We start from the raw sequence: 22223 nt of genomic DNA on the forward strand, positions 1-22223 counted from the left end.
GTTTTGCGAAATGAATCTTGACGATGACCTACTCTCACATGGGGAAACCCCACACTACCATCGGCGATGCATCGTTTCACTGCTGAGTTCGGGATGGGATCAGGTGGTTCCAATGCTCTATGGTCGTCAAGAAATTCTGTTGCCAGAATGTCCAGATGGACAGCCCAGCGAATTCGGATATGCGATATTTGTGATGTTGCGAACTTTCGGTTCTTTCGTCTTCACCACCACAATTTGGCTTTCGTGCGCAAATTGCTTGGGTGTTATATGGTCAAGCCTCACGGGCAATTAGTATTGGTTAGCTCAACGCCTCACAGCGCTTACACACCCAACCTATCAACGTCGTAGTCTTCGACGGCCCTTCAGGGGATTCAAGATCCCAGTGAGATCTCATCTTGAGGCAAGTTTCCCGCTTAGATGCTTTCAGCGGTTATCTCTTCCGAACATAGCTACCCGGCAATGCCACTGGCGTGACAACCGGAACACCAGAGGTTCGTCCACTCCGGTCCTCTCGTACTAGGAGCAGCCCCTCTCAAATCTCAAACGTCCACGGCAGATAGGGACCGAACTGTCTCACGACGTTCTAAACCCAGCTCGCGTACCACTTTAAATGGCGAACAGCCATACCCTTGGGACCGGCTTCAGCCCCAGGATGTGATGAGCCGACATCGAGGTGCCAAACACCGCCGTCGATATGAACTCTTGGGCGGTATCAGCCTGTTATCCCCGGAGTACCTTTTATCCGTTGAGCGATGGCCCTTCCATACAGAACCACCGGATCACTAAGACCTACTTTCGTACCTGCTCGACGTGTTTGTCTCGCAGTCAAGCGCGCTTTTGCCTTTATACTCTACGACCGATTTCCGACCGGTCTGAGCGCACCTTCGTACTCCTCCGTTACTCTTTGGGAGGAGACCGCCCCAGTCAAACTACCCACCATACACTGTCCTCGATCCGGATAACGGACCTGAGTTAGAACCTCAAAGTTGCCAGGGTGGTATTTCAAGGATGGCTCCATGAGAACTGGCGTCCCCACTTCAAAGCCTCCCACCTATCCTACACAAGCAAATTCAAAGTCCAGTGCAAAGCTATAGTAAAGGTTCACGGGGTCTTTCCGTCTAGCCGCGGATACACTGCATCTTCACAGCGATTTCAATTTCACTGAGTCTCGGGTGGAGACAGCGCCGCCATCGTTACGCCATTCGTGCAGGTCGGAACTTACCCGACAAGGAATTTCGCTACCTTAGGACCGTTATAGTTACGGCCGCCGTTTACCGGGGCTTCGATCAAGAGCTTCGCTTGCGCTAACCCCATCAATTAACCTTCCGGCACCGGGCAGGCGTCACACCCTATACGTCCACTTTCGTGTTTGCAGAGTGCTGTGTTTTTAATAAACAGTCGCAGCGGCCTGGTATCTTCGACCGGCATGGGCTTACGGAGCAAGTCCTTCACCCTCGCCGGCGCACCTTCTCCCGAAGTTACGGTGCCATTTTGCCTAGTTCCTTCACCCGAGTTCTCTCAAGCGCCTTGGTATTCTCTACCTAACCACCTGTGTCGGTTTGGGGTACGGTTCCCAGTTATCTGAAGCTTAGGAGCTTTTCTTGGAAGCATGGTATCAACCACTTCGTCGCCTAACGGCAACTCGTCATCAGCTCTCGGCCTTGAAATCCCGGATTTGCCTAAGATTTCAGCCTACCACCTTAAACCTGGACAACCAACGCCAGGCTGGCCTAACCTTCTCCGTCCCTCCATCGCAATAACTGGAAGTACAGGAATATTAACCTGTTTTCCATCGACTACGCTTTTCAGCCTCGCCTTAGGGACCGACTAACCCTGCGTCGATTAACGTTGCGCAGGAAACCTTGGTCTTTCGGCGTGCGAGTTTTTCACTCGCATTGTCGTTACTCATGTCAGCATTCGCACTTCTGATACCTCCAGCAAGCTTCTCAACTCACCTTCACAGGCTTACAGAACGCTCCTCTACCGCGTCATCAAAGATGACACCCGTAGCTTCGGTGCATGGTTTGAGCCCCGTTACATCTTCCGCGCAGGCCGACTCGACTAGTGAGCTATTACGCTTTCTTTAAAGGGTGGCTGCTTCTAAGCCAACCTCCTAGCTGTCTAAGCCTTCCCACATCGTTTCCCACTTAACCATGACTTTGGGACCTTAGCTGACGGTCTGGGTTGTTTCCCTTTTCACGACGGACGTTAGCACCCGCCGTGTGTCTCCCATGCTCGGCACTTCCAGGTATTCGGAGTTTGCATCGGTTTGGTAAGTCGGGATGACCCCCTAGCCGAAACAGTGCTCTACCCCCTGGAGTGATACATGAGGCGCTACCTAAATAGCTTTCGAGGAGAACCAGCTATCTCCGAGCTTGATTAGCCTTTCACTCCGATCCACAGGTCATCCGCTAACTTTTCAACGGTAGTCGGTTCGGTCCTCCAGTCAGTGTTACCTAACCTTCAACCTGCCCATGGATAGATCGCCCGGTTTCGGGTCTATACCCAGCGACTAAACGCCCTATTAAGACTCGCTTTCGCTACGCCTCCCCTATTCGGTTAAGCTCGCCACTGAATATAAGTCGCTGACCCATTATACAAAAGGTACGCAGTCACCTAACAAAGTAGGCTCCCACTGCTTGTACGCATACGGTTTCAGGTTCTATTTCACTCCCCTCTCCGGGGTTCTTTTCGCCTTTCCCTCACGGTACTGGTTCACTATCGGTCAGTCAGTAGTATTTAGCCTTGGAGGATGGTCCCCCCATATTCAGACAAAGTTTCTCGTGCTCCGTCCTACTCGATTTCATTGACAAGAGATTTTCGTGTACGGGGCTATCACCCACTATGGCCGCACTTTCCAGAGCGTTCCACTAATCTCAAATCAACTTAAGGGCTGGTCCCCGTTCGCTCGCCACTACTAAGGGAATCTCGGTTGATTTCTTTTCCTCAGGGTACTTAGATGTTTCAGTTCCCCTGGTTCGCCTCTTGCACCTATGTATTCAGTACAAGATACTCAGCTTGTGCTGAGTGGGTTCCCCCATTCAGAGATCTCTGGATCACAGTCTGTTTGCCGACTCCCCAAAGCTTATCGCAGGCTACCACGTCTTTCATCGCCTCTGACTGCCAAGGCATCCACCGTATGCGCTTCTTCACTTGACCATATAACCCCAAGCAATCTGGTTATACTGTGAAGACGACATTCGCCGAAAATTCGCATGTTGCTCTTTCGAGCAGAACTCACAAATTTTACCTTAGCCTGATTTCCAGCAGTGAAACTGGTCATCAGTCTATATCTATCACATATCCGAATTTTTAAAGAACGATCTGACAAAAGTCAGAAATCAACATTCGATCTGAATGCTCATTTCTAAGTTCTGACAAGCTACTGCGTACGGCGAAAGTGGTGGAGCCAAGCGGGATCGAACCGCTGACCTCCTGCGTGCAAGGCAGGCGCTCTCCCAGCTGAGCTATGGCCCCGCATATTGGTAGGTCTGGGCAGATTTGAACTGCCGACCTCACCCTTATCAGGGGTGCGCTCTAACCAACTGAGCTACAGACCTATATAGGGTCTTGATCGTCTTCAACCATGAATCAAGCAATTCGTGTGGGAGCTCATCAGCAGGCTGATGTCGTCGATTAAGGAGGTGATCCAGCCGCAGGTTCCCCTACGGCTACCTTGTTACGACTTCACCCCAGTCATGAATCACACCGTGGTAACCGTCCTCCCGAAGGTTAGACTAGCTACTTCTGGTGCAACCCACTCCCATGGTGTGACGGGCGGTGTGTACAAGGCCCGGGAACGTATTCACCGCGACATTCTGATTCGCGATTACTAGCGATTCCGACTTCACGCAGTCGAGTTGCAGACTGCGATCCGGACTACGATCGGTTTTGTGAGATTAGCTCCACCTCGCGGCTTGGCAACCCTCTGTACCGACCATTGTAGCACGTGTGTAGCCCAGGCCGTAAGGGCCATGATGACTTGACGTCATCCCCACCTTCCTCCGGTTTGTCACCGGCAGTCTCCTTAGAGTGCCCACCATAACGTGCTGGTAACTAAGGACAAGGGTTGCGCTCGTTACGGGACTTAACCCAACATCTCACGACACGAGCTGACGACAGCCATGCAGCACCTGTGTCAGAGTTCCCGAAGGCACCAATCCATCTCTGGAAAGTTCTCTGCATGTCAAGGCCTGGTAAGGTTCTTCGCGTTGCTTCGAATTAAACCACATGCTCCACCGCTTGTGCGGGCCCCCGTCAATTCATTTGAGTTTTAACCTTGCGGCCGTACTCCCCAGGCGGTCAACTTAATGCGTTAGCTGCGCCACTAAAATCTCAAGGATTCCAACGGCTAGTTGACATCGTTTACGGCGTGGACTACCAGGGTATCTAATCCTGTTTGCTCCCCACGCTTTCGCACCTCAGTGTCAGTATCAGTCCAGGTGGTCGCCTTCGCCACTGGTGTTCCTTCCTATATCTACGCATTTCACCGCTACACAGGAAATTCCACCACCCTCTACCGTACTCTAGCTCGCCAGTTTTGGATGCAGTTCCCAGGTTGAGCCCGGGGCTTTCACATCCAACTTAACGAACCACCTACGCGCGCTTTACGCCCAGTAATTCCGATTAACGCTTGCACCCTCTGTATTACCGCGGCTGCTGGCACAGAGTTAGCCGGTGCTTATTCTGTCGGTAACGTCAAAACAGCAAGGTATTAGCTTACTGCCCTTCCTCCCAACTTAAAGTGCTTTACAATCCGAAGACCTTCTTCACACACGCGGCATGGCTGGATCAGGCTTTCGCCCATTGTCCAATATTCCCCACTGCTGCCTCCCGTAGGAGTCTGGACCGTGTCTCAGTTCCAGTGTGACTGATCATCCTCTCAGACCAGTTACGGATCGTCGCCTTGGTGAGCCATTACCCCACCAACTAGCTAATCCGACCTAGGCTCATCTGATAGCGCAAGGCCCGAAGGTCCCCTGCTTTCTCCCGTAGGACGTATGCGGTATTAGCGTTCCTTTCGAAACGTTGTCCCCCACTACCAGGCAGATTCCTAGGCATTACTCACCCGTCCGCCGCTGAATCAAGGAGCAAGCTCCCGTCATCCGCTCGACTTGCATGTGTTAGGCCTGCCGCCAGCGTTCAATCTGAGCCATGATCAAACTCTTCAGTTCAATACTGCTTGGGCTTTTAAGAAACCCTAAACTTGGCTCAGCAATCTCAAATGACTATGTGATTTCTCGCATGGCCACTTGTGATGCTGATAATCTTTGTGACTATCAGTCCGTACTCACAAGCACCCACACGAATTGCTTGATTCGATTTGTTAAAGAGCGTTTGGTTAAGAGCTTTTCGTCTCAACCGAGGCGCGCATTCTACGCTTTCCTCATTTGCTGTCAAGCGTTTATTTTGAAGTTTTTTTGCGAGAAACTCGTTTAGCTTCAAACACTTGACTCGCTGCGATCTCTCGTAGCGGGAGGCGAATCATACAGCGCTGAGAAGTGCTGTCAACCATCATCTCAACCGCTGCCGATCATTTGATCGTAGCCCTTTCAGCTCTTTCCGAACAACCTAACCTATTGAATTTCAAGAAGTTTGTCGTTCCGATGTCGCTGGAAGTGGGGCGCATTATAAGGGGATTCGAGAGGGCGTCAACCTTTAATTTCATTTATTTGAAATGTTCCAGGCGAAGACCTTATCAAGGCCACCAGGCGCTCGCCGCAACACCTTCAGCGCCTATGAGATCGAGCGCCGCCCGCGCGGCGCTTCGCGGGACAAGCCCGCTCCCACATTTGTTGCAACGTGGCCATGCCTGTCAGGCCATGGTTGTCAGCCTTGTTGGCATGACTGGATCTCGAGGTGGACATTGGTGCCGCCCCACCTGCCTCAAGACGAGCACCAAGGCAGGTAACCATGGCCTGACAGGTTCGGCACGTTGCAACAAATGTGGGAGCGGCGGTGCGGCGATCCGACTTGTCCCGCGAAGCGCCGCGCGGGCGGCGCTCGATCTCACAGGCGCCAGAGAACCTAAGGCAGGCACCTCTGAAAGCCAATCGCATCCCAAGACAGGCCCCACCCAACCTCAAACCGCCCTCCCCTGCCTCCGGCCCACCCTAGGCAGCACCCGCGAAACAGCAGGAACCCGCAACACCATCAACACCCCCCCAATAACCGCATAGATTGCCCACTCCCGCAGATCCGAGCGCACGATCCACAAGAAATGCAGCAACCCCAACCCAAGTATCACGTACACCAACCGGTGCAGCTTCTTCCAACGCGCACCCAACCGCCGCTGGCTATACCGATTTGAGGTAACCGCCAGGGCCAGCAGCCCAAGAAACCCAAGCGCACCCACAATAATGTAAGGCCGCTTGCGCAACTCAACCGCCAGCTGCCCCCAGTCCAGCCCAAGGATAAAGAACAGGTAAGCCAGGATGTGCAGCACGATATAGGCAAACACCCACAACCCCAGTTGCCGGCGCACCACGATCCAGCCCGACCATCCCGTCAGCTTCTGCAGCGGCGTCATGCCCAAGGTAACCAGCAGGAAGGTCAGCGCCCCGAGCCCAAGCCGGTCCATCATGATCTTTCCAGGGTCAGGCCCTAGCAGATTCATCGCCGCCTCATACAACCACCAGACCGGGAACAGGCACCCCACGATGAAGATGGCCAGACGAAACCAGGGGTAACGCATCAATAGTTCTTCCGCAGATCAAGCCCGGTATACAGCGACGCCACTTCATCGGCATAGCCATTGAACATCTGGGTTTCCCGCACATTGGGACTGAACAGCCCGCTGGGCAGCCGCCGTTCACGCGCCTGGCTCCAACGGGGGTGGTCGACCGTCGGATTCACATTGGCATAGAACCCATATTCATCCGGCGCCAGCCCTTCCCAGGTGGTGCCCGGTTGCTCGGCCACCAGGCTGATACGCACGATCGACTTGATGCTCTTGAAGCCATACTTCCACGGCACCACCAGCCGCAACGGCGCGCCATTCTGGTTGGGCAGCTCCCGGCCATACATGCCGACCGCCAGGATCGCCAAAGGATGCATCGCCTCATCCAGACGCAAGCCTTCTCTATAAGGCCAGTCGATCAAGGCGAACCCCGAACGCTGCCCCGGCATGTGCTCCGGGTCTTTCAGGGTTTCGAAGCGCACATAGCGCGCCTTGGACGTCGGCTCGACCTGCTTGAGCAACTGCGCCAACGGGAAGCCCAGCCACGGAATGACCATCGACCATGCCTCGACGCAACGCAGCCGGTAGATGCGCTCCTCAAGCTGGTACGGCTTGACGAAGTCTTCCAGTGCATAGCGCCCGGGCTTACCCACTTCACCATCGACCACAACGCTCCACGGTTCGGTTTTCAGGCTGTCGCCATTGGCCGCCGGGTCGCCCTTGTCGGGCCCGAACTCGTAGAAGTTGTTGTAGTGGGTGGCATCCTTGAACGGCGTGATTGACTCACCCTTGACCGTTACTGCCTGCCATCGGGTGGCCGCGAGCTTTTCACTGAACCAGCCAGGCGCCCTGCCCGCCTCGACATCGGCGTAACGGCTGGCTTCAGTTGCGCGCGCCATGCTCGGCAAGGCACCCAGCGCCAGGCCGGCCAAAGAGCCACCCAGCAGGGTACGACGGGAGAAGTAAATGCCTTCGGGGGTGATCTCCGACGCCTTGCATTCGGAAGACCTGGGTAGCTTGATGAGCATGAGCGGCTCCACAGCACTGGATAACGGATGTACCAGTAAGACTATGGAGCCGGCGGGTTATTCCTGCATTAAATGATTGTCACGCTTTACGACGGCGTGCCTTGAGCAGGAACTGGATCGGCCCCGAAGCCGCATAGGCGAGGAAGATCAGCAGCAGGATACGCGGCGGGTCGCTGAACACCACGGCAAACACCAGTACCACGGCCAGGATAGCCACGAACGGTACACGGCCCTTGAGGTCCAGCTCCTTGAAGCTGTTGTACTTGATGTTGCTGACCATCAGCATGCCGGCAGCAGCCACCAGCAGCGCCACCAGGAACGACAGCTTGGAGCCCTGGATGCCATAGTCGCTGAACGCCCACACGGTACCCGCGACCACGCCCGCGGCAGCCGGGCTGGCCAGGCCGATGAAGTAGCGCTTGTCGGCGGTGCCGACCTGGGTATTGAAGCGTGCCAGGCGCAGTGCTGCACCGGCCACATAGATGAAGGCGACCATCCAGCCGACCTTGCCCATGTCGCCCAGCGCCCAGCCAAAGGCCAGCAAGGCCGGAGCCACACCGAAGGCGACCATGTCCGACAGCGAGTCGTACTCGGCACCAAAGGCGCTCTGAGTGTTGGTCATGCGCGCGACCCGGCCATCGAGGCCGTCGAGCACCATGGCCACGAAGATGGCGATGGCAGCGAAGGCAAAGTACTTGCTCGCCTCGCGCGGGTCACCGGCGCTCAGGGCGCTCTGCGCGCTCATCGAGCTGATGATGGAATAGAAACCGGCAAACAGGTTGGCGGTGGTAAACAGGTTGGGCAGCAGGTAGATGCCACGATGGCGCACCTTGCGCCCTTCGGCGTCATGCCCTTCTTCAACGTGCTCATCGACAGGTAGCAGGCTTTCGGCGTCGGAGGGCTTGTTCGGCTCTTCGGGACGTTCGCTCATGGAGGGTACCTTGCAACAGGATGGAAAATGTTCGACACGGGCCTGCAAAACAGGTTCTGACGGCAGGCCACTGGTCTGCTTTATACCAGAAGCTGACTGTCAGAACGAAAAAACGCGGCCGAAGCCGCGTTTTTCATCTTTCGATAAGACTTAGTTCTTGGTCTTGTCGACGATTTTGTTAGCCGAGATCCACGGCATCATCGAGCGCAGTTGCTCGCCGATGATTTCGATGCCGTGAGCGGCGTTGTTGCGGCGCTTGGCGGTCATCGATGGGTAGTTGGTAGCACCTTCGGAGATGAACATCTTCGCGTACTCGCCGTCCTGGATGCGCTTCAGGGCGTTGCGCATGGCCTTGCGGGATTCTTCGTTGATGACTTCCGGACCGGTTACGTACTCACCGTACTCGGCGTTGTTGGAGATCGAGTAGTTCATGTTGGCGATACCGCCTTCGTACATGAGGTCAACGATCAGCTTCAGTTCGTGCAGGCACTCGAAGTAGGCCATTTCCGGCGCGTAGCCAGCTTCGACCAGGGTTTCGAAACCGGCCTTGACCAGCTCTACGGTACCGCCGCACAGAACAGCCTGCTCACCGAACAGGTCGGTTTCGGTCTCGTCCTTGAAGGTGGTTTCGATGATGCCGGTACGGCCGCCGCCTACGCCCGAAGCGTACGACAGGGCAACATTCTTGGCGTTGCCGGAGGCGTCCTGGTAGATGGCGATCAGGTCAGGGATACCGCCGCCCTTGACGAACTCGGAGCGAACGGTGTGGCCCGGGGCCTTCGGCGCGATCATGATCACGTCGAGGTCGGCACGTGGAACAACCTGGTTGTAGTGGATCGAGAAGCCATGGGAGAAGGCCAGGGTAGCGCCCTTCTTGATGTTCGGCTCGATTTCCTGCTTGTACAGTTGGCCCTGGAACTCGTCCGGGGTCAGGATCATGACCAGGTCGGCAGCAGCGACGGCAGAGGCAACGTCGGTCACTTTCAGGCCATGGGCTTCTGCCTTGGCAACGGTGGCCGAACCTTTACGCAGACCGATGGTGACATCTACACCGGAGTCCTTCAGGTTGCACGCCTGAGCGTGGCCCTGGGAACCGTAACCGATGATGGCGACTTTCTTACCCTGGATGATGGAAAGGTCGCAGTCTTTATCGTAGAAAACTTTCATGAAAATACCCCTGGTTATATCTCGGCCCCTGCGGAGCCATCGCTAATTTTTGAATTTAGATGCTGAGCACTTTGTCGCCACGGGCAATGCCGGTAACGCCGCTGCGCACGGTTTCGAGAATCGATGCAGTGCCGATCGCCTGGATGAAGCTGTCCAGTTTGTCGCTGGTGCCGCTCAGCTGCACGGTGTACACGCTGGCAGTCACATCGACGATCTGGCCACGGAAGATATCCGTGGTGCGCTTGATCTCGGCGCGCTGGGCACCGGTGGCCTTGACCTTGACCAGCATCAGTTCACGCTCGATGTGAGCGCTTTCCGACAGGTCGACGAGCTTGACCACTTCGACCAGCTTGTTCAGGTTCTTGGTGATCTGTTCGATCACTTCGTCATGGCCAACGGTGGTCAGCGTCAGACGCGACAGGGTCGGGTCTTCGGTCGGCGCCACGGTCAGGCTTTCAATGTTGTAGTTACGCTGGGAGAACAGGCCGACCACGCGGGACAACGCACCTGGTTCGTTTTCCAGCAGCAGGGAGATGATGTGCCGCATATCAGGTACGCTCCGTCTTGCTCAGCCACATGTCACGCATCGAGCCATCCTTGATCTGCATCGGATAGACGTGCTCACTGCGGTCAACCGCGATGTCGATGAACACCAGGCGGTCCTTCATCGCAAACGCTTCTTCCAGCTTCGGCTTGAGGTCCTTCAGGCTGGTGATGCGGATACCCACATGGCCATAGGCCTCGGCCAGCTTGATGAAGTCAGGCAGCGACTCGACGTACGAGTGCGAGTGACGACCGTTGTAGGCCATGTCCTGCCACTGGCGGACCATGCCCAACACACCGTTGTTCAGGTTGACGATCTTCACCGGCAGGCCGTACTGCATGCAGGTGGACAGCTCCTGGATGTTCATCTGGATGCTGCCTTCGCCGGTCACGCAGGCCACGTCCTGGTCCGGGAAGTTGAGCTTGACGCCCATCGCCGCCGGGAAGCCGAAGCCCATCGTGCCCAGGCCACCGGAGTTGATCCAGCGGTTCGGCTTGTTGAAGCGGTAGTACTGCGCCGCGAACATCTGGTGCTGGCCCACGTCGGAGGTGACGAAGGCATCGCCATTGGTCACTTCGCACAGGGTCTCGATGACTTTCTGCGGCTTGATGACATTGCCGTCACCCTTGTCGTAAGGGAACAGCTCGCCATTGCCACGCCATTCGTCGATCTGCTTCCACCAGGCATCCAGCGCCGCCTTGTCAGGCTGCTCGCCGATTTCCTTGAGGATGCCGAGCATTTCGCTGAGCACGCTGTCGACCGGGCCGACGATCGGCACGTCGGCCTTGATCATCTTGGAGATCGACGCCGGGTCGATGTCGATATGGATGATCTTGGCGTTCGGGCAGAACTTGGCCGGGCCGTTGACCACGCGGTCGTCAAAACGGGCACCGACGGCGAAGATGACGTCGGCATGGTGCATGGCCATGTTGGCAGTGAAGCTGCCGTGCATGCCGAGCATGCCGAGGAACTGGCGGTCAGTACCCGGGAAGCCACCCAGACCCATCAGGGTATTGGTGACCGGCAGGTTCAGCGACTTGGCGATTTCGGTCAGGGCTTCGGAGCCACCACCGAGGATCACGCCGCCACCGGAGTAGACGATCGGGCGCTTGGCCGCCAGCAGCATCTCGGCAGCCTTGCGGATCTGGCCGGAGTGGCCGCGTACCGCCGGGCTGTAGGAGCGCAGCTTGACCTTTTTCGGGTAGACGTATTCGAACTTCTCGGCCGGGTTGGTCATATCTTTTGGAATGTCGACCACGACCGGACCTGGGCGACCGGATTGCGCCAGGTAGAATGCTTTTTTCAGAACTTCGGGGATTTCGCTGGCATGTTTGATCATGAAGCTGTGCTTCACGATCGGCCGCGAAATACCGATCATGTCGGTTTCCTGGAAGGCATCGGTACCCACCATGGTGCTAGGCACCTGGCCGGACAGGATGACCATCGGAATCGAGTCCATGTAGGCGGTGGCAATACCGGTAATGGCATTGGTCGCGCCCGGGCCGGAGGTTACCAGCACCACGCCGGCCTTGCCGGTGGCGCGGGCGTAACCGTCCGCCATATGGGTAGCTGCCTGCTCATGACGAACCAGGATGTGCTCGACTTCCGGTTCCTTGAACAGCGCGTCGTAAACATGCAGGAGAGCACCACCAGGGTACCCGTAGATGTGCTTAACGCCTTCGTCACGCAAGAAGCGGACGACCATCTCAGCGCCAGATAAAAGCTCCACGTTGTTCACCTCTAAAACGCCAGAATACCGCCCTCACTGGACGGGTCTTAATAGGTTTACTGCCAAGCAGAGCATGAGCGAACGTCAGCACTGACTGAGCAAGTATTGGGAGCGCCCCAGAGTGTTGCGGGGTTTTCCCACCCAGCGCGAGGTAACGCGTTGCGGGGTGTAACAGGTCGGCGCGGGTGTGCGCCTCATGATCTGCTTAGCGGGTCTGCTTCTGGCAGTCCCTCTACAGCGGAGATTGGATTCTTCTGATTCGGCGCCAACAAGTCAAGAAAAATTATTGCCAATTTTTCCCCAAGATGAATTCCTGCCACCACTAAAAATCGCTTCAGCAGCAGAATAAATAAGATTTCCACAAAAAAGGGCCACAATCTGCGGCCCTTGAAGGAAAAACTGAAGAAATCAGGCGGAAGGAGCAATCAATTGGTCAAATGCTGCCAACAGGCGGCGTAGCTCACGACTTTGCTCTGGCCGGTCGGTAAACACGGTTTCGGCCATGACCAGGATGCCGGAGGCGTTGGGCAACGGGTGGCCCAGCTCGATGATGATCTTCATGCGCGGCAGGAAGATCCATTGCAGCCACTGCTCGAAACTGAGGGTATCGACAGCGAAAGGCACCGTACTGGCCAGTGCCTCGTCGCTTGGCGGCTCGTCATCCCACCAACCTTGCACCTGCAGCTCACGCTCGATCAGCAGCAGGTGGTCGGCAATATCCAGAATGCGCTGTTCGATCATCACGAATTGACCCGTGCCTTTTGCCGGGCCAGTGCGGCGCCGGCGTTATCACCCTGCTTCTCGCGGGCCTGAGCGATGGTGTTCCACAGCTCGGCCTGCAGGCTCGGGCGGCCATTGGCGTAAGTCAGGGCACGACGCGCCAGCTGCTCGGCCTGCGGCGCATCACCTTGCGACAGGCGCACCTGGGCCAGGCGGTACAGCACCTGCGGCTCGCGCGGCGCAATGCGCTGGGCACGCTCCAGGCTCGAGGCGGCACCGTTGAAGTCGCCACTGCCCTGCTGGGTCTTCGCGGTGGTCAGCAGCGCCAGCACCGGGCCGTCCAGCTGCTCGTCGGCCGACAGGCCACCTGCAGCGGCACTGCTACGCGGGATACCGGTTGGCGCGCTGGTGGTTTGCGGGGCACTGTTCATCGCCGCGATGTCGAAGGGTTCGTCGGCGATCGGGTTGGGGTTGGTGGTCATCGGTGCAGAAGTGACCGGCCCTGTGGTAATCGGTCCTGGGGTGATCGGCCCCGGGGTAATCGGCGAGGTGCTGATCGGCGCCGCGCCATTGGCCGCCGGGAACGTCTGGATGCCCGAAGCGCCAGCGCCCTGCGGGATCATCACGGTGACGCCGGAGTCTTCAGGCAGCGTTTGCGCCTGCGCGGTGCCCGCGTTATAGCCACCCGCAGAGCGGTTGGCCGTCACGCGTTCGCTGTTGGACACGCGGGTGCTCGAGTCGACCACCGGAATATTGCCGCGCGGGACGCTGGCGCACCCCTGGAGCACAGCCAGCGCCGTCACGGCAGGAAACAGCCACTTGTTCACGTCACACCTCATCAATGCAGCCTGTGCTTAATTCATCCAGCCCTTGACCCAGTCCATGACCGATTCAACTGGATCCTGCTCGCCGCCACAGGTCGCGCCGGCGGGCGGTTCACTGCCGCGAATATACGGCATCTGCACCGCTCCCGGACAGCTGCCATCAGACCCATGGCCACTGTACGGGTCGATCCAGGCCTGCACCACGTTGTCCGGTTGCGGCATGTCCAGCGGCAGCGGGTCGGCCTTCTTCATGAAGCTGGTCCACACCTGCAGGGCACCGGTAGCACCGGTAAATGGCGTTTTGCCGTTATCGTCACGGCCCATCCATACCACGGCCAGCAGGTCCTGGCTGAAACCGGAGAACCAGCTGTCGCGCGAATCGTTACTGGTACCGGTCTTGCCCGCCAGGGTGAGATTGCGCGGCAAAGTGTTGTACACCGAGCGGCCGGTGCCTTCGCGCATCACCCGCTGCATGGCGTTCTGCACCAGGTAGATGGCCCCCGGGTCGAAGGTTTGCTGGATCTGGAACGGGTAGCGCTTGAGCGGCTCGCCCTCGGCGGTGAGCACGCTGCGGATACCGCGCATCGGGGTGTTGAAGCCGCCGTTGGCGATGGTCTGGTACATGGTCGCGACCTGCATCGGCGACATGCCGCCGGCACCCAGCAGCATGGCCGGGAAGGCTGGCCAGTCGACATTCACACCCAGCCTGCCAATGGTCTTGATCACGTTGGGCACGCCCACATCCAGGCCGATCTTGGCAGTCGACAGGTTGTAGGAGTTGGCCAGCCCCTGGTACAGGTAGATGGTGCCATGCGGGCGGCGGTCGTAGTTTTGCGGGCGCCAGACCTGGCCGTCGGCACCTTTGACCGAGAACGGCTCGTCCTGCACCAGGCTGGTCAGGGTGTACCTGGTCGGCTGCTCCAGCGCGGTCAGGTAGACCGCCGGCTTGACCAGCGAGCCGATCGGCCGCACGGCATCGATGGCGCGGTTGAAGCCGGCGAAACCGGCCTGGCGGCTGCCGATCAGCGCCTGCACTTCACCGGTTTCCGGGTTGGTCACGACCATCGCCGACTCCACCTCGTCCGCCCCCTTGCGGCCCGCCAGGCGCTTGAAGGTCTCGCTCATCGAGGTTTCGGCCTTCATCTGCAGGATCGGGTCGAAGCTGGTGAAGATGCGCAGGCCTTCTTCGGTCAAGTCTTCATCGCGGTAGTCCTGGCGCAGCTGGCGCTTGACCAGGTCGAGGAATGCCGGGAACGAGCTGTCGGCCAGGCTGCCGCGCTTGGTCACGCCCAGCGGCATCTTCTTCGCTGCATCGACTTCTGCCTGGCTGGCCACGCCCTGCTCGGCCACCAGGTCGAGTACCAGGTTGCGGCGGGCCAGGGCGCGGTCCGGATAGCGACGCGGGTTGTAGTAGGACGGCCCCTTGACCATGCCCACCAGCAAGGCGATCTGGTGCAGTTTCAGCTCCGACAGCGGTTGGCTGAAGAAGAACTGGCTGGCGAGGCCGAAGCCGTGCACCGCACGCTGGCCATCCTGGCCGACGAACACCTCGTTGAGGTAGGCCTCGAGGATCTCGCGCTTGTCGTAGTGCAGCTCCAGCAGTACGGCCATCATCGCCTCGGTCAGCTTGCGGCTGAGGCTGCGCTCGCTGGTGAGGTAGAAATTCTTCACCAGCTGCTGGGTCAGGGTACTGCCACCCTGGCGCATGGAACCTGCCGAGGTGTTGACCCACATGGCCCGGGCGATGGACTTGGGCGACACCCCGAAGTGGCTGTAGAAATCGCGGTCTTCCGTCGCCACCAGGGTTTCGAGCAGGTACGGCGGTACCTGGTCGATCTTGATCAGGATGCGGTCTTCGAGGTTTTTCGGGTAGATGCCGCCGATCATCAGCGGCTCCAGGCGCACTACGTCGAGCGTCTTGCCGTTGGCGCCGGAAAGGCCCGCCACGTAATCGCCGGAGAAGCGCACACGCACGAACTGCGCCGGCTCCATGCCCTCGTAGAACTGGAAGCCACGGGTATTGAGCTCGACGGTGTTGCCGTTGACTGCCGCCGCGCCCGGGCCGTTGGCCGCGCTTTCACGCCGGTAGCCGAGCGCGTCCAGCTCGGTGAGGAAGTCGTTCTTGCTCAGCTTCTGGCCGGAAAACAGCTCCAGCGGCCGGGCATACACCTTGGCCGGGATGGTCCAGCGCTTGCCGGAAAACTTTTCCTGGACGACAGCATCAAGGTAAACCGCGAAGCCGGCGATGATCACCAGGCCGACCAGGCTGAGCTTCAAAGCCCAGCCCAGCCAGGCGCGGGAGCGGCCGGTCGGGCGTTTCTGAGGGGTACGGGGATTTCGGGTTCGGGTCATGGCGGCGGATTATACGCACTTTATAAAGGCTGGGCAGACGCCCCCGGCGGTAGGCAGGGACGGCACCATTGACCATAATGGCGCATTCGAATTCCCTGCCCCCGGAAGGATTTCCCGTGAGCCAAGCCCTTATCACTGCGTTGCAGAACCCCGCCCTGTACCCTCACCCCGTGGATGGGTTCCAGCTCATCGAGACGCATATCTCCTGGGTCCTGCTCACTGGCGAGTATGCCTACAAGATCAAGAAGCCGATGAACTTCGGCTTCCTCGACTTCACCGGCCTGGACCAGCGCCAGCATTTTTGTAACGAAGAATTGCGCCTGAACCAGCGCCTGACCGACGGCCTGTACCTGGAAGTGTTGCCGATCACCGGTAGCGTCGACGCGCCGCAGATCGGTGGTGAAGGCGAAGCCATCGAGTACGTGCTGAAGATGCGCCAGTTCCCCCAGGGGCAGATGCTCAACACCCTGCAGGCCAATGGCGAACTGAACGCCGCGCACATCGACCAGATGGCCCGGCAGATCGCCGAGTTCCACCTGCAGGCCCCACGCGTTCCGGTGGAGCACCCGCTCGGCACGCCGGACAGCGTGATGGCGCCGGTGGAACAGAACTTCGAGCAGATTCGCCCGTTCCTCAGCGACAAGGCCGACCTGCAGCAACTCGACGCCCTGCAGGCCTGGGCACGCAGCAGCTTCGAGCGCCTGCATGGCCTGCTGGAAAAGCGCAAGGCCAATGGTTTCATCCGTGAATGCCACGGTGACATCCACCTGGGCAACGCCACCCTGATCGACGGCAAGGTGGTGATCTTCGACTGCATCGAGTTCAACGAACCGTTCCGTCTGACCGACGTGTATGCCGACACCGGCTTCCTGGCCATGGACCTGGAAGACCGCGGCCTGAAATGCCTGGCCCGCCGCTTCATCAGCCAGTACCTGGAACTGACCGGCGACTACGAAGGCCTGGAACTGCTCAACTTCTACAAAGCCTACCGCGCGCTGGTGCGGGCCAAGGTTGCACTGTTCAGCATGCCAGCCGATGCCGATGGCGTGCAGCGCGCCACCACCCTGCGCACCTACCGCAACTATGCCAACCTGGCAGAAAGCTACAGCGCCATCCCGTCGCGCCTGCTGGCCATTACCCACGGTGTTTCGGCAGTGGGCAAAAGCCACGTCGCCATGCGCATGGTCGAGGCCCTGGGTGCGGTCCGCGTGCGTTCGGATGTGGAGCGCAAACGCCTGTTCGGCGACCAGCAGCAGGCTGACGCTGGCCAGCTGAGTAGCGGCATCTATGACCAGGACGCCAGTGTCGCGACCTACCAGCGCCTGCACGAGGTGGCGGCGACCGTGCTGCGAGCCGGCTTCCCGGTGGTGCTGGATGCCACCTACCTCAAGCGTGATCAGCGCCAGGCCGCGGCGGACATCGCCAGCCAGACCGGCGTGCCATTCCTGATCCTCGACTGCCATGCGCCGGACGCGGTCATCGCCAGCTGGCTGGAGCAGCGTCGGGCAGAAAACACCGACCCGTCCGATGCCACCCTGGAAGTGGTCAAGGCCCAGCAGGCCAGCCGTGAGCCGCTGAGTGCACAAGAGCTGGTGCAGAGCACCCGCGTCGATACCCAGAGTGCCGGGAGCATGGACCAGGTGATCGAGCAGATTCGCCAGCGCTTGCCTGGGCTGTAAGGTCAGCGATTTCCTGGGCCGGCCTCTTCGCGGGCTTGCCCGCTCCCACAGGTACAGCACAGTCCTTGAAGCTGTGCCTCACCTGTGGGAGCGGGCAAGCCCGCGAAGAGGCCAGTGCGGGACATCTCGTCGCCCCCTATGGCAAAAGGCCGCGCATTTCCCATCCCCCGCTACACTCCTCTCTGACCTGCTCGCGATTTATCCCCCAATCCCCGTTCAGCCATCGCAAGGAGGCTCGATGAACGATGAATTGCAGCATCTGAAGAACCTTGGCAAGACCTCTGCGCAGTGGCTGCATGCAGCCGGCATCCACAGTGCATCGGATCTGCGCCGCCTGGGCGCGGTGGGTGCGTACCAGGCCGTGAAGACACGAGGGTTCCGCGCATCGAAGGTGCTGTTGTATGCCATTGAAGGCGCCCTGCTGGACATGCACTGGAACGATTTGCCGCTGGAGCGCAAAGAAGCGCTCAACCAACAACTGGATGCGAAAAGCCCTGCGCAAAAAAATCAGAAATAATTTCAGGAAGGGGATTGACGACGAAATGAGAATCGTTATGATTATCACAACTGGTCGCGAGACTGGTTGGATAAGCTAAGAGCCCCTGGTTCGGACTCTCAGATTATCTCCTCATCAGGCTAATCACGGTTATTGACCCGGCAATTTGCCGGGTCTTTTTTTGCCTCTTTGCAGCCCTGTCACCGCAGTTGCGCGCAATAGTCCTGCTCCGGCATCGCTGCCGTGTACCAAACAAAATCAGCCTCGCCTGCCTCGACCTGCTCACCGACCTCTGCCAACAGCAGTACCTTGCTCTCCCCCTGCGCTTGCAGGTCAGCCAGGTGCAACGGCACACCCAGGTCCTTGCGCACGTGATAAGCCCCGGCCAGCAGCAGTGCCGGCTGCGGCGCCGCCAGCAAGCGCTCGGCCATGCGCCGGTCGCGCTGCTGCTGCACGGCCAGCATCGCCGGCAACTGGCTTTCTGGCAGCATCCCGCAATGCCCGGCACGCACATGCTCCAGCAAGGCGGCCTTGACCGTCGGCGCATTGGAGCGTTCGCCCGGTAACGAAGCTGGCTGTCGATAGGCCTGGCGCATCTCGCCGGGCGAGAGGTTGGCGGCCAGCACAGGCACCCGCTGCTGCAAAGCCTCAGTCACGATTGGCCCGTACAGCTGCCAATCCCAGCCGTCCTGCCAAGCCAGGGCATTGGGCAGGTCTGCCGGCAAAGGTTGCCCCGCGAGCTTGTCCAGCAGCGGTTGCTGCTCGGGCTGCAGCATTTCCAGCAGCAGGCTGCCCTGCACACGTTGGCCTTGCAGGGCGCGCAGCAGCCACAGCTGCAGTGCGTGATGGTCGGGGTTGTCGTGTTTCTCGCCGACCAGCACCCGGGGGGCGGCAGACAGGCGCTGCACCAGTTGCTCAGGGCTGATCAGCTGGCCATCGGCGAGATCGACGATATGCCCCAGCTCCGCATGGCTGCGCCCCTCACTGCTCTGCCAGGCGGGCAGCGGTGGCAGGCTGGCCTGGCAGCCACCCAGTACCAGCACCAGGCACAGCGAGAAAGCGGACAGCAGCGGATGTCGCATGGGCAGTACCTCCATTCATGGCCTGCACGAGCCCTTGTAGGAGCGGCCTTGTGTCGCGAAAGGGCCGCAAAGCGGCCCCAGATTTTCAGCAGTGATGCACAAATTGCCGGGGCTGCTCTGCAGCCCTTTCGCGACACAAGGCCGCTCCTACAAAGATCGCGCCAGCGTTAGCGAGTGATGATCAGCGGATGCCCACGCTGCGGGTGCGCCTGTACCAATACATCGATCCCGTATACCGCCTTCAACGCCGCCGGCGTCAGCACTGCTTCGGGTGCGGCAAAGGCATGGCAGCGCCCCTGCTCCAGCAGCAGGATACGGTCACAGTAGCGCGCCGCCAGGTTCAGGTCATGCAGGATCACCAGCACCGCGGCACCACGGTCGGCAAAGCGGCGCACGGCTTCCAAGGTGGTGTGCTGGTGCAACGGGTCGAGCATCGAGGTTGGCTCGTCGAGCAGCAGCGTGGTACCCGCCTCGCCCGGCCATAGCTGCGCCAGCACCCGAGCCAGGTGCACCCGTTGCCGCTCGCCGCCAGACAACGCCAGGTAACTGCGCTCCACCAGGTGCCAGGCATCTGCCGCCCGCAAGGCCGCTTCGACGATTTCCGCATCGCGCCGCTGCCCGGTGCCATGGGGCATGCGCCCCATGCCCACCACTTCCTCGACCCGGAACGAGAACCCCAGGCTGGACACCTGCGGCAACACCGCCAGGCGCCTGGCCCGCTCCTGCCCGGCCCAGTTGGCCAGCGGCCTGCCCTGTAGCGTCACCCATCCGCGATCAGGCATCAGTTCACCACACAGTACACCCAGCAGGCTGCTCTTGCCGGCACCGTTGGGGCCGAGCACGCCCACCACCTGCCCCGGGCTCAGCTGCAAATGAATGTCATGCAGCACTTGGTTGCTGCCCCGCCGCAAGTACAGGCCCTCGGCTTGCAACATCAGCTGCGCCCTCGTATCAGCAAGAACAGGAAAAACGGTGCACCGATAAAGGCCGTGACGATGCCGATCGGCAGCTCGGCAGGCGCCAGCAGCAGCCGCGCCGCCAAATCGGCGAACAGCATCAGCACACCGCCCGCCAACAAGGAAGCTGGCAGCACCACACGGTGATCAGGCCCGGCCAGCAAGCGCACCAGGTGCGGTACCACCAGGCCGATGAAACCGATCAACCCGGCAGCCGCCACCGCCGCACCCACGCCCAGCGCCGTGCAGAACACCAGCTCGCGCTTGAGCCGCTCCACATCGATGCCCAGGTGGCGCGCCTCCGACTCACCCAGCAGCATGGCATTCAACGCCTTGGCCCGGCGTGGCAGCCACACTGCCACGCCAGCAGCCACCAGCAGCAACGGCCACAGCCGCTGGTAACTGGCACCATTGAGGCTGCCCAGGTTCCAGAACGTCAGCGTGCGCAGCGTGGCGTCGTCGGCCAGGTAGGAGAACAGCCCCACGGCAGCACCGCCCAACGCGGTCATGGCCACACCAGCCAGCAGCATCGTGGCGACGTTGGTCTGGCCGTCGCGCCGCCCCAGACGATAGACCAGCGCAGTCACGCCCAGCCCACCGATGAAAGCACACAGCGACAACAAGTAAGGGGCAAGCACATCCGGCATGCCGCCCAGCCAACTGCCGCCAACGATGGCCACCGCCGCGCCCACCGCCGCCCCGGCGGCAACCCCTACCAGCCCAGGGTCGGCCAGTGGGTTACGGAACAGCCCCTGCATCGCCACACCGGACAGCGCCAGCACCGCGCCCACCGCCAACCCCAGCAAGGTGCGCGGCAGGCGGATCTGGCCGAGGATCATCTCGGCCTGCTGCAGGCCGTCGGCGGCAATGGGCAGCCCCAGCAGGCGCAGGCCGGCACGCAGGGTATCGAACAGCGGCAGGCTGACCGGCCCCAGGGCCAATGACAACCACACCGCCAATAGGCACAACAGGCTCAGGCAAACGAACAGCGTGCGTGGCTGGACCCGCTGTTTCATTGGGCGAGGCCGGCCTTGGCAGCCGGATAGAAGGTGGCCGCAAGCAACTGCAGTGTTGCCGGCAGGCGTGGCCCGAGCCCACCGACCAACAGCGTCGGGTCAAGCGATACCAGGCGTTTCTCGCGCACGGCGCGCGAGGCCGCCAGCGCGGGGTTTTCTTTCAGCAACGCCTGCAAGGCCCGCTCATCGGCCAGCGCCCGGTCGGAAAACACGATCACATCCGGGTCCAGCGCCGCCAGTGCTTCGCTGGAGAAATTCTTGTAGCCCTGATGTTCTGCCAGGTTGCGCCCACCTGCCTGGCTCAGCAGCCAGTCACCGGCAGTACCCTGCCCGGCGATCAGCGGCTTGGCCCCGGCATGCCCGACCAGCAGTAACACCCCTGGTGCCTTCTGCTCCGCCCGGGCCTGCCTGACCTTGGCCTGCAAGGCATCGAGCTGCTGGTGGTAGCCCGATGCCAGGACCGCGGCCTGCTGTTCTGCGCCCAGCAACTGCCCCAGGTGCTTGAGGTTTTCATCCACCGCCGCCAGTTCGGCCTTGCTGGAGAACAGTTCGACCCGCACGCCAGCCTTGCGGATTTGCGCCAGTACCGGTGGCGGCCCCATTTCGTCGGTGCCCACCAGCACATCCGGGCGCAGGCTGAGAATGCCTTCCGCAGACAGCTGCCGCTGGTAGCCGACACTAGGCAGTGACTTCAGCGATGGCGGATGCTGGCTGGTGGTGTCCACACCCACCAACCGCGCTTCACCACCCAGCGCGCTGATCCATTCGCTTAGTGCACCACCTGCGCTGACCCAACGCTGCGGCAGCTCGGCCGCCGGGGCCTGGGTGGAGAGCACAAGGCTCGCGCACAGGGCGAGCAAGGCGACGGGACGGCGCATCATCGGGTTCCTTCTGCAGGCGGGCCGCGCGCCTTGTGGCGGGCGACGGAACTGCGCACCATAAGCAGCCGGGCGCAGCGAATGCGGGCAATTTGATAATTATTCGCATTGACGCGTCAAGCTACCACTTGTTTCACGAGTC

General features: G+C 59.9%; 15 protein-coding genes, 2 tRNA genes and 3 rRNA genes. 2 read left to right on the top strand and 18 right to left on the bottom strand.

Annotation, left to right across the window (positions count from 1 at the left end; genetic code table 11):
- Nucleotides 1-15 precede the first annotated feature (15 nt).
- From rrf to mrcB, 14 genes are all read right to left on the bottom strand, one after another.
- A 5S ribosomal RNA gene (gene rrf / locus C163_RS22315) occupies nucleotides 16-131 on the bottom strand.
- Nucleotides 132-267: 136 nt separating this feature from the next.
- A 23S ribosomal RNA gene (locus C163_RS22320) occupies nucleotides 268-3159 on the bottom strand.
- 242 nt (nucleotides 3160-3401) lie between these two features.
- Nucleotides 3402-3477: transfer RNA gene (locus C163_RS22325), tRNA-Ala, on the bottom strand.
- Between the two features lie 6 nt (nucleotides 3478-3483).
- A tRNA-Ile gene (locus tag C163_RS22330) sits at nucleotides 3484-3560 on the bottom strand.
- Between the two features lie 77 nt (nucleotides 3561-3637).
- Nucleotides 3638-5174, bottom strand: a 16S ribosomal RNA gene (locus tag C163_RS22335).
- Together the 16S, 23S and 5S rRNA genes with 2 tRNA genes alongside form the textbook arrangement of a ribosomal RNA operon.
- A 908-nt stretch (nucleotides 5175-6082) precedes the next feature.
- Nucleotides 6083-6694 (bottom strand): protein-methionine-sulfoxide reductase heme-binding subunit MsrQ, encoded by a 612-nt coding sequence (gene msrQ, locus C163_RS22340; RefSeq protein ID WP_025340672.1) that lies wholly within the window; start codon nucleotides 6692-6694, stop codon nucleotides 6083-6085.
- A complete protein-coding gene (gene msrP, locus C163_RS22345) occupies nucleotides 6694-7707 on the bottom strand; it encodes a protein-methionine-sulfoxide reductase catalytic subunit MsrP (protein WP_025340673.1) in 1014 nt (337 codons plus the stop codon). The genes msrQ and msrP overlap by 1 nt, the downstream gene beginning before the upstream one ends.
- Before the next feature lie 79 nt (nucleotides 7708-7786).
- Nucleotides 7787-8638: a CDP-diacylglycerol--serine O-phosphatidyltransferase gene (gene pssA / locus C163_RS22350; RefSeq protein WP_003250045.1), complete on the bottom strand. Its 852-nt coding sequence runs from the start codon at nucleotides 8636-8638 to the stop codon at nucleotides 7787-7789.
- A gap of 150 nt (nucleotides 8639-8788) precedes the next feature.
- Nucleotides 8789-9805: a ketol-acid reductoisomerase gene (ilvC, locus tag C163_RS22355; RefSeq protein ID WP_013974255.1), complete on the bottom strand. Its 1017-nt coding sequence runs from the start codon at nucleotides 9803-9805 to the stop codon at nucleotides 8789-8791.
- A gap of 55 nt (nucleotides 9806-9860) precedes the next feature.
- Entirely contained in the window at nucleotides 9861-10352 is a 492-nt protein-coding gene (gene ilvN, locus C163_RS22360) for an acetolactate synthase small subunit (RefSeq protein ID WP_003250040.1), read from the bottom strand.
- A gap of 1 nt (nucleotide 10353) precedes the next feature.
- The gene (locus tag C163_RS22365) at nucleotides 10354-12078 is read right to left on the bottom strand and encodes an acetolactate synthase 3 large subunit (protein ID WP_015271834.1); all 1725 of its coding nucleotides are present in this window, start codon (nucleotides 12076-12078) and stop codon (nucleotides 10354-10356) included.
- A gap of 408 nt (nucleotides 12079-12486) precedes the next feature.
- Entirely contained in the window at nucleotides 12487-12819 is a 333-nt protein-coding gene (locus tag C163_RS22370) for a YqcC family protein (RefSeq protein WP_025340674.1), read from the bottom strand.
- A complete protein-coding gene (locus tag C163_RS22375) occupies nucleotides 12819-13637 on the bottom strand; it encodes a M48 family metallopeptidase (protein ID WP_038408278.1) in 819 nt (272 codons plus the stop codon). The genes C163_RS22370 and C163_RS22375 overlap by 1 nt, the downstream gene beginning before the upstream one ends.
- A gap of 15 nt (nucleotides 13638-13652) precedes the next feature.
- A complete protein-coding gene (gene mrcB / locus C163_RS22380) occupies nucleotides 13653-15974 on the bottom strand; it encodes a penicillin-binding protein 1B (RefSeq protein WP_025340676.1) in 2322 nt (773 codons plus the stop codon).
- Nucleotides 15975-16090: 116 nt separating this feature from the next.
- Between mrcB and C163_RS22385 the strand changes: the two genes are divergently transcribed.
- A complete protein-coding gene (locus C163_RS22385; protein WP_025340677.1) occupies nucleotides 16091-17653 on the top strand; it encodes a bifunctional aminoglycoside phosphotransferase/ATP-binding protein in 1563 nt (520 codons plus the stop codon).
- A gap of 238 nt (nucleotides 17654-17891) precedes the next feature.
- Nucleotides 17892-18170 carry a TfoX/Sxy family protein gene (locus C163_RS22390; RefSeq protein ID WP_013974260.1) on the top strand — a complete coding sequence of 93 codons (279 nt, stop codon included), beginning with the start codon at nucleotides 17892-17894 and terminating at the stop codon, nucleotides 18168-18170.
- Nucleotides 18171-18349: 179 nt separating this feature from the next.
- Here the strand turns inward: C163_RS22390 and C163_RS22395 are convergent, their stop codons facing one another.
- From C163_RS22395 to C163_RS22410, 4 genes are all read right to left on the bottom strand, one after another.
- Nucleotides 18350-19231, bottom strand: a complete 882-nt coding sequence (locus C163_RS22395) for a ChaN family lipoprotein (RefSeq protein WP_025340678.1) — start codon at nucleotides 19229-19231, stop codon at nucleotides 18350-18352.
- Nucleotides 19232-19398: 167 nt separating this feature from the next.
- Nucleotides 19399-20166 carry a heme ABC transporter ATP-binding protein gene (locus tag C163_RS22400; RefSeq protein WP_025340679.1) on the bottom strand — a complete coding sequence of 256 codons (768 nt, stop codon included), beginning with the start codon at nucleotides 20164-20166 and terminating at the stop codon, nucleotides 19399-19401.
- Nucleotides 20166-21203 carry an iron ABC transporter permease gene (locus C163_RS22405; RefSeq protein ID WP_025340680.1) on the bottom strand — a complete coding sequence of 346 codons (1038 nt, stop codon included), beginning with the start codon at nucleotides 21201-21203 and terminating at the stop codon, nucleotides 20166-20168. Before C163_RS22405 ends, C163_RS22400 begins: the two co-directional genes overlap by 1 nt.
- Nucleotides 21200-22084 carry a hemin ABC transporter substrate-binding protein gene (locus C163_RS22410; protein ID WP_025340681.1) on the bottom strand — a complete coding sequence of 295 codons (885 nt, stop codon included), beginning with the start codon at nucleotides 22082-22084 and terminating at the stop codon, nucleotides 21200-21202. The genes C163_RS22405 and C163_RS22410 overlap by 4 nt, the downstream gene beginning before the upstream one ends.
- Nucleotides 22085-22223 lie beyond the last annotated feature (139 nt).

The organism is Pseudomonas sp. FGI182 (assembly GCF_000511325.1).
Lineage (GTDB): Bacteria > Pseudomonadota > Gammaproteobacteria > Pseudomonadales > Pseudomonadaceae > Aquipseudomonas > Aquipseudomonas putida_Z.

Excerpts from the sequence above, each read along its gene's own strand:
- msrQ (WP_025340672.1), bottom strand. The coding sequence starts at position 6,694 with ATGCGTTACCCCTGGTTTCGTCTGGCCATCTTCATCGTGGGGTGCCTG.
- msrP (WP_025340673.1), bottom strand. The coding sequence starts at position 7,707 with ATGCTCATCAAGCTACCCAGGTCTTCCGAATGCAAGGCGTCGGAGATC.
- pssA (WP_003250045.1), bottom strand. The coding sequence starts at position 8,638 with ATGAGCGAACGTCCCGAAGAGCCGAACAAGCCCTCCGACGCCGAAAGC.
- ilvC (WP_013974255.1), bottom strand. The coding sequence starts at position 9,805 with ATGAAAGTTTTCTACGATAAAGACTGCGACCTTTCCATCATCCAGGGT.
- ilvN (WP_003250040.1), bottom strand. The coding sequence starts at position 10,352 with ATGCGGCACATCATCTCCCTGCTGCTGGAAAACGAACCAGGTGCGTTG.
- C163_RS22370 (WP_025340674.1), bottom strand. The coding sequence starts at position 12,819 with ATGATCGAACAGCGCATTCTGGATATTGCCGACCACCTGCTGCTGATC.
- C163_RS22375 (WP_038408278.1), bottom strand. The coding sequence starts at position 13,637 with ATGAGGTGTGACGTGAACAAGTGGCTGTTTCCTGCCGTGACGGCGCTG.
- mrcB (WP_025340676.1), bottom strand. The coding sequence starts at position 15,974 with ATGACCCGAACCCGAAATCCCCGTACCCCTCAGAAACGCCCGACCGGC.
- C163_RS22390 (WP_013974260.1), top strand. The coding sequence starts at position 17,892 with ATGAACGATGAATTGCAGCATCTGAAGAACCTTGGCAAGACCTCTGCG.
- C163_RS22395 (WP_025340678.1), bottom strand. The coding sequence starts at position 19,231 with ATGCGACATCCGCTGCTGTCCGCTTTCTCGCTGTGCCTGGTGCTGGTA.
- C163_RS22400 (WP_025340679.1), bottom strand. The coding sequence starts at position 20,166 with ATGTTGCAAGCCGAGGGCCTGTACTTGCGGCGGGGCAGCAACCAAGTG.
- C163_RS22405 (WP_025340680.1), bottom strand. The coding sequence starts at position 21,203 with ATGAAACAGCGGGTCCAGCCACGCACGCTGTTCGTTTGCCTGAGCCTG.
- C163_RS22410 (WP_025340681.1), bottom strand. The coding sequence starts at position 22,084 with ATGATGCGCCGTCCCGTCGCCTTGCTCGCCCTGTGCGCGAGCCTTGTG.